This is a genomic window from Micromonospora sp. URMC 106 (genome assembly GCF_051386395.1).
Taxonomy (GTDB): Bacteria; Actinomycetota; Actinomycetes; order Mycobacteriales; family Micromonosporaceae; genus Micromonospora.
On the sequence record NZ_JBPQTP010000035.1, the window covers coordinates 18,597 to 31,091 of the forward strand.

A 12,495-nucleotide genomic window follows, 5' to 3' on the forward strand; every position below is an offset into this window, starting at 1 on the left:
TAGTCGTGATCCAATGATCCTTGATTCACTCAAGTAAATCGGAGGACCGATGGACAGCAGAGTCGAACGCACAGCGGGCGGCGCAAGCATGGTGCCGCAGATGAACGCGGTCGTTCTCGACCGGTTCGGCGGAGTCGACGAACTCTCCTCGCGCCGGATACCGCTCCCGGAGGTCGGCGACGACGACGTTCTCATCCGGGTGGAGTTCGCAGGGGTCGGGTCCTGGGACGCGGTCGAGCGGGAGGGCCACTACGACGGTGCCTTCGGTGTCGCCTCGACCTTCCCCTATGTCCTCGGCTGGGACGCGGCAGGCACGGTGGCCGCGGTCGGACGCAACGTCACCCGGTTCGATGTGGGCGAGCGTGTCTACGCCGCGACGATGCCGGTACCGCGGGGCGGCTTCTACGCCGAGTACGGCGTCGTCGAGGCGGAGTTCGTGGCGCGCGTGCCCGAGCGGATGCCGACCGAACAGGCCGGCGCGATGGCCTGGGATGCCCTGACCGCGCTGAGCGGCGTCGATCTGCTCGGCCTGCGGCCGGGCCAGACGCTCATGGTCTTCGGCGCAAGTGGGGGCATCGGGCACCTGGCCGTGCAGCTGGCGCGGCACAGCGGCATCCGGGTGTTGGCCGTGGCCTCCGGCGACGACGGTGTCGCCCTGGCCCGCCGACTGGGCGCCGACGACGCCGTCGACGGTCGCAAAGACGACGTGTTGGCGGCGGCTCTCGAGTTCGCACCGGGCGGGCTTGATGCGGCTCTGGTCACCGTGGGAGGCGAGACTGCCGAACGGTCGCTCCGCGCGATCAAGAACTCGGGGCGGATCGCCTGGCCGACCGGTGTCCTGCCTATGCCCGCAAAGTCGCTGGGCGCGATGGTGTCCTCCTTCGACGGGGACCGAAGCCGCACCGCCACCGATCGGCTGAACGCGATCATCGAGGCGAGCTCCTTCGAGGTCCACGTCGCCCGGACGTTCCCGTTGGAGCGAGTCGCGGATGCGCATCGTGCTCTGAACGATCACTACGTCGGGAAGTTGGCCCTCGATGTCAGATAGGACGCAGGAAACGGTCATTCGACGTGTAACGCGGGCTGCTCGGCTCTGAACGGTCACCCCCGTGTCGTCTGCGAGGCAGCGGTGCGGCGAGGTCTGCGGGATGCCGGTCTTGGCGGAAATCGCGCGAGACCGGCGCCTTGACCCTTGAGTAGGCGCGCGTACTCGATCGTGGCCGGGACCGTACGGGCAGGCGTCACCCGGCCGTATGCGCGAGGATGGCGGTGGCCAGTTCCTCGTGCACCTCCGGCGGCAGCGTGTGGCCCATGCCCGCCACGATCATCAGCCGCGCCCCCGGGATCTGCTCGGCGATGACTGCGCCGTGGCCCGGCTTGACCGGCTCGTGGCTGCCCTCGATGACCAGCGTGGGCGCCTTCACCTGGTGCAGCACGCCCACCGGCTCGAAGTCCGGCTTGGCCGCCGCGGCCAGCCGGTGGTTGGCCGCCGCCGACAGGTCGCCGGCCCGGTCGTAGATCCGTTCCTGCAGCCGGCGCGCCGCGTCCTCGTCGAACGGCAGCCCGGTGCCGTGCAGCAGGCGCTGCTCGGCGATCATGCTCTCGATCCGGGCGCGTCGGTCCTGCGCCGGTGGGGCGGCCATCAGCGCGCGGTAGAAGGCCACGAACTCCGCCGCCGGCTCGGGCAGACTCCCCTCGGACTGCGGCTGCCCGAGCAGCGCCCGCATGATCACCTGACCCTCGCCGCCGCCGAGCGGGGAGGAGCCGATGACAGTCAGCGAGCGCACCCGCTCCGGCCGCTCCACCGCGACGTACTGGCCGAGCAGCCCGCCCGCCGAGTGGCCGACCACGTGCGCGCTCTCCAGGCCGTGAGCGTCCAGCACGCGGTACACGTCGTTCTTGATCTCGTCCCACGTGTAGGGCTGCGCCGCGAAGTCGACCGTGCCCGACATGCCGGTGTCCCGGTGGTCGTACCGGATCACCCGTCGGCCGCCGGCGACAAGGCGGCCGACGAACTCGTCCGGCCACAGGACCCCCTGCGACATCGAACCCATGATCAACAGGATCGGCGCGTCCGTGACGGCCCCGAACTCTTCACTCCAGATGTTCACGTCATGCATGCCTCAAAGCATGTCCGCTTCCGCCGCCGGTGCCTTCCGTAGAACTACCAGCCGCGCCAGTTCCGTACGCGATCCGATGCCCAGCTTCGGATAGATCTTGTACAGGTGGTACTCGACCGTGCGCGGGCTCAGGAAGAGCTGGGCGGCGATCTGCTTGCTCGACAACCCGTCGGCGACCAGGCCCGCGATGCGCAACTCCTGCGGGGTCAGCGCGTCGAGCACGGCCGAGGGTGGGGCCTGCCCGCTCTCGCCCGCCGCCCGCAGCTCACCCTGCGCGCGCCTCGCCCACGGCCGCGCGCCCGCCCGCTCGAACGTCTCCCACGCCGTCCGCAGATGCGCCCGTGCCTCGCCCGGCCGCTGCGCGCGGCGCAGGCGCTCACCCAGCAGCAGAGCCGTCCTGGCCGCCTCGAACGGGTTGGTGTGCAGCCGCAACGCCTCGCCGAAGGCGTCCTCGTTCGACTCGGCCAGGCCCCGGCACCGGGCCAGCAGGGCGCGCGACTCAGGCGTCGCCGCGTGCGCCGACCACCGCTCGTACGCCTCCAGCGCCGCCCGCGCACCCACCTCGTCGCCCGCGCCCACGGCGGCCTCCACGCGGTCGGGCGCCGTCCGCCACACCACCGTGGGATGCCCGGCACCCGGTCCCGCCGCGGCGATGGCCGTGAAACGGTCGTGCGCCGTCGCGTAGCGCCCCAGGCCCAGGTCGAGCAGCGCCAGCGCGTACGCGGCGACGCCCACCCGCAGACCGACCCGATGCGGTACGGCGATGGCCAGCGCCTCGCGGGCCCGCCGTTCGCAGGTTTCCTCCTCGCCCCGCAGCGCCGCCAGCACCGCCAGGTTGGCCAGGTGCGCCGCCACGGTGTTCTCGTAGCCGGCCTCGCGCGCCAGTTCCAGGCCCTCCTCGGAGACGGCCTGGCTGTCCGCCAACCGCCCGGCGAGGCGATCGGCTGTCGCCACGAACTCCAGCACGACCGGCAGTTGCCCGGTCATCCCCGACACCCTGGCCACCCGTCCGGCCCGCTCGGCCATCTCGGTCGCCTGATCCGACTCGCCCAGTTGGCTGGCCGCGGCCGCCGCCCACAGGTACTCCGCCGCCTCCCTGAGCTCGCCGACCCGCGTCAGCGCCCGCCGCAGCAGGCCCGGCCCGGCAGCGTCGCCGTCCAGCGTCAGGCCGATCCCGGCCACCGTGTCCCGCAGGAATCCCTCCGGGTGCGCTGCCGCCCTGCGCCCGAGCGCGATGACGGCAGCCGTGTCGCCGACGTACGAGGCGGCCTCCGCGGCGTCGGCCAGCATCTCCAGGCTGTCACCCGCCGCCAGGATCCGCACGGCCTCGGCGGCGTTGCCGGAGTTCAGCTCGAAGCGGCCGCGGAGCTGGGCGATCTCCATGGCGAGGCCGGCGTCCGCGCCGGCGTGGTCGCGGGCCTCGGCCAGCAGCGACTCCGCCTGCCCAGGGCGGCCGCCGAGCCAGGCCGCGATGGCGGCGTCCTTCAGGCGGGCGGCTCGGGCGGGCGGCTCGGGGGTCAGCTCGGCGGCCCGGGCCAGCGCGGTGGCGGCGGTGCCGTACCCACCGCGGTCGCGCGCCCGCTGCGCGGCGGCCACCAGCTCGGCGGCGACCCGCTCGTCCTGGCCCATGGCGGCGCCGGCCAGGTGCCAGGCGCGACGGTCACCCTCGGTGAGCTCCGCGAGCACGGCATGCACCCGGCGGATCTCGGCGGGGGTGGCCGCCTCGTACACCGCCGACCGGATCAGCGGATGGCGGAAGCGCACGCGCGTGCCCGAGAGTTCGGCCAGGCCGGACTCCTCCAGCTCGGCCAGCGCCGTCCGCCCCGTCGGGGTTCCCAGGTTCTTCCCGGGCCGTGTCGTCCGCTCGGCGGACAACCGGTCGGTGGCGCGCAGGACCAGGTCGAGGTCGGCCTCCACGGCGGCGACCAGCGCGAGCAGCCGGGCGGCGGCGGACAACGCGGCCACCTGATCGCCGAACAGCCGGGCACCACCGGGCAGCGGGTCGGGCAGCGGCTCGCGCCCGGCGAGCTGCGCGGGTGTCAGGCGGGCGGCGATCTCGCCCAGGGCGAGCGGGTTCGCGCGGGTCAGCGTGACGAGTTCCCGCGCCACAGCGGGCCGCACGCCGCTGCGCGACGCCAGCATCTCGGCCGCCGCGGCACCGGGCAGGCCCCGCACCCGCACCGTCCGGGGCACACCCTTGACCGGAGCGTCCCCGCGTACGGCGAACAACATCGCGACCTTTTCCGTCCCCAGCCGCCTGGCGGCGAACAGCAGCGCGTCGGCCGAGGCCCGGTCGACCCATTGGAAGTCGTCGATGACGCAGATCAGCCCGTCCGGCGTGGCGGCTTCGGCCAGCAGCGAGAGCACGCCAGCGCCCAGCAGGTACCGGTCGCCGGCGGTGTCCGCGGCGAGCCCCAGTGCCGCGCGCACCGCGTCGCGCTGCGGTTCGGGCAGCGCGTCGAGCGAGCCGGTCACCGGCCACAGCACCTGGTGCAGCGCTGCGAACGCGAGGTCGGCCTCGGCCTCGACGCCGGTGGTGCGCAGCACGCGCATCGCGCCGCCTCGTGTGGCCGCCGCGTCGAGCAGGGCCGTCTTGCCCACGCCTGCCTCACCCCGCAACACCACCGCGCCGCCGCAGCCGTCGCGGGCCCGGGTGATCACCTCGTCGAGCGCGCTGATTTCCGCGTGTCTGCCGTAGAGCACGATCACCGACTGTAGGAGATCCGCCCGCTGCCCCGTCCGCACGGGGCGGCGGGGTGCCCGCCGGCGAGCGCGGGTCAGCGCCCGGCGAGCGCGGCGCGCACGGGGCCGGTCTTCGCGGCGGCCTCGGCGACCTCGGCGTCGGGGTCGCTGCCCCAGGTGATGCCCCCGCCCGCCCAGACGTGCACGCGGTCGGCGTCCACGGCGGCGGTGCGGATGGTCAGCCCCAGGTCGATGCGCCCCGGGGCGACCCAGCCGAGGGCGCCCATGCTCGCGCCCCGCCCGACCGGCTCGAGGGCGGCGATGTGCGCCAGCGCGGCGAGCTTCGGGGCGCCGGTGACCGAGCCGCCCGGGCAGACCGCGCGCAGCAGGTCGGCCAGGCCGAGCCCGTCGGCGGGCGCCGCCGACACCGTCGACTCGGCCTGCCACAGGTCGCACCAGCGGCGTACGGCGAACAGCTCGTCGACCCGCACGCTGCCGGTGCGGGCGATCCGGGCCAGGTCGTTGCGCTCGAGGTCGACGATCATGACGTGCTCGGCGCGTTCCTTCGCCGAGGCCAGCAGCTCGGCGCGGCCGGCGGCGGTGGCCGGCCGGGTGCCCTTGATCGGCCGGGTGACCAGCCGCCCGTCGGCCAGCTCGACCAGCGTCTCCGGGCTCGCGCAGCCGATCGCCCAGCCCGGCCCGGTGAGGGTGCCGCCGTAGCGGGCGCCGGGCAGCGCGGCCAGCCGGCCCAGGGCGGGCAGCGGGTCGCCGGTGTACGGGGCGGCGGCGTGCCCGACGAGGTTGACCTGGTAGACGTCGCCGCGGCCGATGGCGGCGCGGACGGCGGTCACGGCGTCGGCGTGCTGGCGGGGGGTCCAGCTCTCCGCCCACCCGCCCAGCCGCCACCGGGCGTGCGAGGCGGCCGGCGCGCCGGCCGGACCGTGGCCGTAGACGACCACGGCGACCTCCGGCAGCGCCGGGACGGGGTTGGCCGCCCCGGGCGGCGCGCCGAGCAGGGCGGCGCCGGCGGCGGCGGAGACGTAGAGGGCCGCCCCGCAGGCTCCGGCGGGGTCGTGACCGGCGGCGGGGCGCGCCAGGTCGTGCAGGGGCAGGCCGTGCGCGGCCAGGAACTCCTGTGCCAGCGCCGCCGGGTCGCCGCCGTCGGCGGGGCGCCACTGCCAGCGAGCCCGCTCGACGAGGGTACGGCGGCACGCGGCCGGCGCCGCCGGCACATCGACCGCTATCGTCCGTGGGAGCGTTTCCACGCCGTCTGGCCCATTCTGCCTCATCCGTTCAGTGGATTTCCCGAAAACCACGCGCATACCTGCTCGATGCCGGCCACTTTCGCTTGGTACTGTGCGTCACTGGTCATGTGAACCATGACACAGTGCCCCCACAGTCCGGAGATCCCGATGTGCCAGCACCAACCCACCTGCCCCTCCGCCGAAGCGACCGACCGGGAAGCCGCCCGGGTCATCGCCTGCTTCCCTGAGCAGGGCTGGAGCCTGCTCTGCAACGGTGTCATCGTCTTCGAGGACACCGGCGAACTACTCCCCGACGGCAGGACCATCGCCCCGCACCGCGGCCCGGCCCGACACGCCCTCGTCGCCTAACCTGTCACGCTCCGTCACGCACCATTTTGGCGTCGACCCAGGCTAGTCCCCCGGTTCGGGACACCCGCCGCCCAGGTCGGCGCACCCGCCGGGGCGGCACCACGACCGCCCCGGCGTGACGCGACATCAACTCTCGAACGCCTCCGGCGCCGGGCAGGAACACACCAGGTTCCGGTCGCCGTACGCGCCGTCGATGCGCCGCACCGGCGGCCAGTACTTCCCGGCCCGGTCCACCCCGCCCGGGTACGCCCCCACCGACCGCGGGTACGGGTGCGGCCACTCGTCCCCGGACACCATCGCCGCCGTGTGCGGCGCGTTGGCCAGAGGGTTGTCGCCGGCCGGCCACTCCCCGGAGCCCACCTTGTCGATCTCCGCCCGGATGGCGATCATCGCGTCGCAGAACCGGTCCAGCTCGGCCAGGTCCTCGCTCTCGGTCGGCTCCACCATCAGCGTCCCCGCCACCGGGAACGACATCGTCGGCGCGTGGAAGCCGTAGTCGATCAGCCGCTTCGCCACGTCGTCCACGCTCACCCCGGTCGCCTTCGTCAGGGGCCGCAGGTCCAGGATGCACTCGTGCGCCACCAGGCCCTTGTTGCCGGCGTACAGCACCGGATAGTGGGCGCGCAGCCGCGCCGCCACGTAGTTCGCCGCCAGCACCGCCACGCCGGTCGCCCGGGCCAGCCCCGCCGCCCCCATCATCCGCAGGTACGCCCACGGGATCGGCAGGATCCCCGCCGACCCGTACGGGGCCGCCGAGATGGCCGGCCTGCCGTCGACGTGCGCGCCGAGCGGGTCGCCGGGCAGGAACGGCGCCAGATGCGCCCGCACCGCCACCGGCCCGACACCCGGCCCGCCGCCGCCGTGCGGGATGCAGAACGTCTTGTGCAGGTTCAGGTGCGACACGTCCGCCCCGAACCTGCCCGGCTTGGCGAACCCGACCAGCGCGTTGAGGTTCGCCCCGTCGACGTACACCTGACCGCCGGCGTCGTGGACCTTCGCGCACAGTTGCGCGATGCCCGTCTCGTACACCCCGTGCGTCGACGGGTAGGTCACCATGATCGCGGCGAGGGCGTCGCGGTGCTTGTCGATCTTCGCGTCGAGGTCGACCAGGTCGACGTTGCCGTCGGCGTCGCAGCCCACCACGACGACCCGCATGCCGGCCATCACCGCGCTGGCCGCGTTCGTGCCGTGCGCCGACGACGGGATCAGGCACACGTCCCGGTGCCCCTCGCCGCGGCCGCGGTGGTACGCCCGGATGGCCAACAGACCGGCCAGCTCGCCCTGCGAGCCGGCGTTGGGCTGCACGCTGACCGCGTCGTAACCGGTCACCTCCGCCAGCCACGCCTCCAGCTGCGAGATCATCTCCCGGTAGCCGGCGGTCTGCGCCTGCGGCGCGAACGGGTGGATGTGAGCGAACTCCGCCCAGCTCACCGGCTCCATCTCGGTGGTGGCGTTGAGCTTCATCGTGCACGACCCGAGCGGGATCATCCCCCGGTCCAGGGCGTAGTCGAAGTCCGACAGCCGCCGCAGGTAGCGCAGCATCGCCGTCTCGGAGTGGTGGCTGCGGAACACCGGGTGGGTCAGGAAGTCCGACGTGCGGGCCAGGTCGGTGGGCAGCGCCACGTCCACGTCGCCGCTGACAGCGTCCACGCCGAACGCGGCCCACACGGCCGCCAGGTGCGCCGGCGTGGTCGTCTCGTCGCAGGAGATCCCCACCCGGTCGGCGTCGACCAGCCGCAGGTTCACCCCCCGCTGCGCGGCGGACGCCACCACCTCGGCGGCCCGGCCGGGCACCGTCGCGGTGACGGTGTCGAAGAACGCGACGTCCGCCACGCCCACCCCACCGGCGCGCAGCCCGGCCGCGAGCCGCGCCGCCATCTCGTGGGTACGCGCCGCGATGGCGCGCAGCCCGTCGGGGCCGTGGTACACGGCGTACATGCCGGCCATCACCGCGAGCAGCACCTGGGCGGTGCAGATGTTGCTGGTCGCCTTCTCCCGGCGGATGTGCTGCTCGCGGGTCTGCAACGCCAGCCGGTACGCCGGGTTGCCGTCGGCGTCGCGGGACACCCCCACGAGGCGCCCAGGCAGCATCCGCTCCAGCCCCGAGCGCACCGCCAGGTAGCCGGCGTGCGGCCCGCCGAAGCCCATCGGCACGCCGAAACGCTGCGTGGTGCCGGCGGCGATGTCCACGCCGATCTCCCCCGGCGGGCGCAGCAGCGTCAGGGCCAGCAGATCCGCCGCCACGGTCACCAGCGCCCCCACGGCGTGCGCCGCCTCGACCAGGCCGGCGTGGTCGCGCACCGCCCCCGACGCCCCCGGGTACTGCAGGTGCAGGCCGAAGAACTCCGCCGGCAGCTCGTCGCGCTCGACGTCGACGACCCGCACGTCGATGCCGAGCGGCTCGGCCCGGCTGGTGATCACCGCGATGGTCTGCGGCAGCGTGTCGGCGTCGACGACGTACACCGGGCTCTTGCTCTTCGACGCGCGGCGGGCGAGGGTCATCGCCTCGGCCGCCGCGGTGCCCTCGTCGAGCATCGAGGCGTTCGCGGTGGCCAGCCCGGTCAGGTCGGTGACCATCGTCTGGAAGTTCAGCAGCGCCTCCAGCCGCCCCTGGCTGATCTCCGGCTGGTACGGCGTGTACGCCGTGTACCAGGCCGGGTTCTCCAGCACGTTGCGGCGGATCACCGCCGGGGTGTGCGTGCCGTGGTAGCCCAGACCGATCATGGACACGGCCACCGTGTTGCGGGCGGCGAGAGCCCGCAACTCGGCGAGGGCGTCGTGCTCGGTGGCCGGCTCCGGCAGGTCCAGGGTGCCGTGCCAGCGGATCACCTCGGGGATCGCCGCGTCCATCAGCTCGTCGATCGAGCCGTAGCCGACGGCCTCCAGCATCCGGCGCTCGTCGGCCGGTTCGGGGCCGATGTGGCGGGCGGCGAACTGCTCTGCGGTCATGGGCGGCGCTCCCCTGAGGCGAGGTCGACAGGTCGGCCTCCCCCTCTGTCGCGCCGCGCAGCGCTCCACAGTGCCTGCCCACGAGGTCCTTTTGCCTGAGAGGTTCCGGGGAGGATTTGCCCCTTCGGCGCCGCCCGAGATGCTGCTGGGCGGTCTCTCCCACGTGGGTGGTACCGGCATGGTCAACGCTACCAGCGCCCGGTTCCCCGGCGGATGTCGTACCCCCGCAGGACGATCACGGTGAGCTGTGGAGGTGTGACAGATGCCCGAGTCCGCGACCCACCCCGAACCCGCGACCACCCCCGAGGACCTCGGCCGGTTCTTCGTCGCCCGCGCCAACGCCGGTGACGTCGACGGCCTGCTCGCCCTCTACGAGCCCGACGCGGTGCTGGCCACCCCCGCCGGCCCGGCCACCGGCACGCAGGCCATCCGCGCCGCGTTCACGGCGCTGCTGGCCGACCGGCCCACCTTCACCCCCGGCGAGCCGCGCCCGACCCTGCGCGCCGGGGACCTGGCGTTGACCTCCACCCGGCTCGACGGCGGCGGCGTCACCGTCGAGGTGGCCCGCCGCCGCCCCGACGGCACCTGGCGGTGGGTCATCGACCAGCCCCGCGCCGCCGGTTGAAGCAGGCGACGACGGCCGTCACCGGGGCGGGCGGGCTACCGCACCGCGGTCAGCCCGGCCGGCGCCACGCCCATGCCACCGTCCCCCACCGTCCGGTCGGCCAACGCCGGCAACAACCGGCCCAACGGCTTGTCGATGGTCAACGCCGCGTACCCGTCGCCCCGCGTCGGCCCCTGGTTGACGATCACCACCGGTATGCCGAGCTTCGCCGCCCGCAGCACGAAGCGTCGTCCCGACATCACCGTCAACGACGACCCCAGCACCAGCAGCAGCCGCGCCCGCTGCACCATGTCGAAGCAGCGGGCCACCCGCGGTGCCGGCACCGTCTCGCCGAAGAACACCACGTCGGGCTTGAGCACGCCCCCGCGGCAGAACCCGCAGTCGACCGTGCGGAACCGGGCCACCTCGTCGTCGGCGAGATCCACGTCACCGTCCGGGTTCACCGCCGCGACCCGCGCGTCGAACCCCGGGTTCGCCTCCCGCAGCCGCCGGTCCAGTTCCTCCCGCGACGTCTGGTTGCCGCAGTCCAGGCACACCACCTCGTCGAGGCGACCGTGCAACTCCACAACCCGCGAGCTGCCCGCCGCGGTGTGCAACCCGTCGACGTTCTGCGTGATCACCCCGTCGACCAGGCCACCGCGCTGCAGGCGGGCCACCGCCCGGTGCCCGTCGTTCGGCGCCGCGCGCGCGATCACCCGCCACCCCAGGTGGCTGCGCGCCCAGTAACGCCGCCGCGCGTGCGCGTCCCGGGTGAACACCTGATAGGTCATCGGGGTGTGCCGCCGCGCCGCCCCGCTGGGCCCCCGGTAGTCCGGGATGCCCGACTCGGTGGACAGGCCCGCGCCGCTCAACACCACGACACCACCGCCGGCCACCAGGCCCGCCAGCGCGTCGATCGTCTCCGTCACCCGTCCATGCTGCCTCAACGACCCGCGCCCCGGCGAACACCCCGCCGGCCCCCGCGACCCCGCCCGCCGCACCGCAGCGGCGACTAGGTTGGCAGGTATGCGCGTCGTCATCGCCGGAGGCCACGGCAAGATCGCCCAACTCACCCACCGGGAACTCGCCGGGCGCGGCGACACCGCCGTCGGCCTCATCCGCAACCCCGAGCACGCGGCCGCGCTCACCGCCGCCGGCGCCCGTCCCGTCGTCGCCGACCTGGAACACGTCGGCGTCGACGAACTCGCCGGGCACCTCGACGGCGCCGACGCGGCGATCTTCGCTGCCGGGGCCGGTCCCGGCAGCGGCGCCGCCCGCAAGGACACCGTCGACCGGGCCGCCGCCGTGCTGCTCGCCGACGCCGCCGAACGCGCCGGCGTCCGCCGCTACCTGCTGGTCTCCGCCATGGGCGTGGAAGACGAGCCGCCCACCGGCACCGACGAGGTGTTCGCGGCGTACCTGCGGGCCAAGAAGGCCGCCGAGGACGACCTCACCGGCCGCGACCTCGACTGGACGGTGCTGCGACCCGGCCGGCTCACCGACGACCCGCCCACCGGGCGGATCACCCTCGCCCGGCACGTGCCGCCCGGCGCCGTCACCCGCACCGACGTCGCCCGCGTCCTGGTGGCCCTGCTCTACGAGCCCCGCACCGCCGGGCTGGTCCTGGAACTGGTCGGCGGCGACACCACCATCGCCGAAGCGATCGCCTCCGTCACCGCCGGCTGACCGCCCGGGCCGGCCCCGGTGCACGGACCGACCCGGACGACCGACGTCAGCGCTGACCGTGCCGGGGCAACGCGCCCCGCGCGGCACCCGCCCCCACGGGCGGCGCGCCACCCGACCCGACCGGCGGCGCGCCACCGTCACGGGCCAACCGCTCCATCGTCCGGGCCAACTGCTCGGTGCCGTCGTCGAGATGCCGGGCCGCCGCCTGCATGTGCGAGATCATCATCTCGCCGTAGATCCGCAGCGCCTCCCGGGCCGCCACCCCGTCGTCGAAGTTCGGCCCGGCCGTCGCGCGGTAGTCTTGCACCGCCCGCTCCGCCTCCTGCCGGGCCTCCTCCGCCGCCGCCCGCATGTAGCTCTCGTACTGCACCCGGGCGTACTCGGCGACCCGCCGGGCGTAGTCGTGCGCCTGCGCGATGATCTGCTCGGCCTCCCGCTGCGCCGCCGACAGCAGGTTCACCTCCTTCGCCGCCGGCACGGCCGCCGCCGCCGGCGCGCTCGGGAGCACCCCGTGCCGGTGCAGCTCCAGATGGTCGTTGAGCCGCTCGTTCTCCGCCCGCAGATTCGCGATCTGCGCCGCGAGCAGGTCCAACTCGTCGGCCACCTGCATCCGGAACCGGTCGACATCGGCGTTGTCGTACCCCCGACGGGTGAACGAGGCCGTGCCGAACTCCCACCGCCGCACCCGGTCGGCGGTCATCCGCACCTGCACACCGCCCGAGACGTGCACACCGTCGTACCTGCTGATCGGGGTAGCGCTCACCGGGACCGCCTTTCGTTCGCGACTGCGGGGCTCGCAAGCTCACTCCTCGCGCTCACGAGCGTCGCCGTTTCGTTCGCG

At 74.3% G+C, this 12,495-nt stretch carries 10 protein-coding genes and 1 riboswitch; of the genes, 4 read left to right on the forward strand and 6 right to left on the reverse strand.

Annotation, left to right across the window (positions count from 1 at the left end):
• Positions 1-49: 49 nt before the first annotated feature.
• Entirely contained in the window at positions 50-1,048 is a 999-nt protein-coding gene (locus ACSNOB_RS13905) for a quinone oxidoreductase family protein (RefSeq protein WP_436687023.1), read from the forward strand.
• Positions 1,049-1,241: 193 nt separating this feature from the next.
• Here the strand turns inward: ACSNOB_RS13905 and ACSNOB_RS13910 are convergent, their stop codons facing one another.
• The 3 genes from ACSNOB_RS13910 to ACSNOB_RS13920 form a co-directional block, all read right to left on the reverse strand.
• A complete protein-coding gene (locus ACSNOB_RS13910; RefSeq protein ID WP_436687024.1) occupies positions 1,242-2,120 on the reverse strand; it encodes an alpha/beta fold hydrolase in 879 nt (292 codons plus the stop codon).
• 3 nt (positions 2,121-2,123) lie between these two features.
• On the reverse strand, positions 2,124-4,823 hold the full coding sequence (locus ACSNOB_RS13915; RefSeq protein WP_436687025.1) for an AAA family ATPase: 2,700 nt from the start codon (positions 4,821-4,823) through the stop codon (positions 2,124-2,126).
• 74 nt (positions 4,824-4,897) lie between these two features.
• Complete coding sequence (locus ACSNOB_RS13920; RefSeq protein ID WP_436687026.1) at positions 4,898-6,118, reverse strand: chorismate-binding protein; 1,221 nt, start codon at positions 6,116-6,118, stop codon at positions 4,898-4,900.
• A gap of 96 nt (positions 6,119-6,214) precedes the next feature.
• Here ACSNOB_RS13920 and ACSNOB_RS13925 point away from each other — a divergent pair, with 96 nt between their 5' ends.
• Entirely contained in the window at positions 6,215-6,415 is a 201-nt protein-coding gene (locus ACSNOB_RS13925) for a DUF5999 family protein (protein ID WP_088993863.1), read from the forward strand.
• A gap of 126 nt (positions 6,416-6,541) precedes the next feature.
• Here the strand turns inward: ACSNOB_RS13925 and gcvP are convergent, their stop codons facing one another.
• Complete coding sequence (gene gcvP / locus ACSNOB_RS13930) at positions 6,542-9,364, reverse strand: aminomethyl-transferring glycine dehydrogenase (RefSeq protein WP_436687027.1); 2,823 nt, start codon at positions 9,362-9,364, stop codon at positions 6,542-6,544.
• 73 nt (positions 9,365-9,437) lie between these two features.
• A riboswitch (glycine riboswitch) is annotated at positions 9,438-9,536 on the reverse strand.
• Positions 9,537-9,626: 90 nt separating this feature from the next.
• Between gcvP and ACSNOB_RS13935 the strand changes: the two genes are divergently transcribed.
• Positions 9,627-9,989, forward strand: a complete 363-nt coding sequence (locus ACSNOB_RS13935) for a YybH family protein (protein ID WP_436687028.1) — start codon at positions 9,627-9,629, stop codon at positions 9,987-9,989.
• Positions 9,990-10,024: 35 nt separating this feature from the next.
• Here ACSNOB_RS13935 and ACSNOB_RS13940 read toward each other — a convergent pair whose 3' ends face one another.
• Entirely contained in the window at positions 10,025-10,897 is an 873-nt protein-coding gene (locus tag ACSNOB_RS13940) for an NAD-dependent protein deacetylase (protein WP_436687029.1), read from the reverse strand.
• Positions 10,898-10,994: 97 nt separating this feature from the next.
• Here ACSNOB_RS13940 and ACSNOB_RS13945 point away from each other — a divergent pair, with 97 nt between their 5' ends.
• Positions 10,995-11,654 carry an NAD(P)H-binding protein gene (locus ACSNOB_RS13945; RefSeq protein ID WP_436687030.1) on the forward strand — a complete coding sequence of 220 codons (660 nt, stop codon included), beginning with the start codon at positions 10,995-10,997 and terminating at the stop codon, positions 11,652-11,654.
• A gap of 46 nt (positions 11,655-11,700) precedes the next feature.
• On the opposite strand, the gene ACSNOB_RS13950 is transcribed toward ACSNOB_RS13945, so the two are convergent.
• A complete protein-coding gene (locus tag ACSNOB_RS13950) occupies positions 11,701-12,417 on the reverse strand; it encodes a DivIVA domain-containing protein (protein ID WP_436687031.1) in 717 nt (238 codons plus the stop codon).
• Positions 12,418-12,495: the final 78 nt, after the last annotated feature.

Coding starts and splice junctions, on each gene's coding strand:
- ACSNOB_RS13905 (WP_436687023.1), top strand. CDS start 50: ATGGACAGCAGAGTCGAACGCACAGCGGGCGGCGCAAGCATGGTGCCG.
- ACSNOB_RS13910 (WP_436687024.1), bottom strand. CDS start 2,120: ATGCATGACGTGAACATCTGGAGTGAAGAGTTCGGGGCCGTCACGGAC.
- ACSNOB_RS13925 (WP_088993863.1), top strand. CDS start 6,215: ATGTGCCAGCACCAACCCACCTGCCCCTCCGCCGAAGCGACCGACCGG.
- gcvP (WP_436687027.1), bottom strand. CDS start 9,364: ATGACCGCAGAGCAGTTCGCCGCCCGCCACATCGGCCCCGAACCGGCC.
- ACSNOB_RS13935 (WP_436687028.1), top strand. CDS start 9,627: ATGCCCGAGTCCGCGACCCACCCCGAACCCGCGACCACCCCCGAGGAC.
- ACSNOB_RS13945 (WP_436687030.1), top strand. CDS start 10,995: ATGCGCGTCGTCATCGCCGGAGGCCACGGCAAGATCGCCCAACTCACC.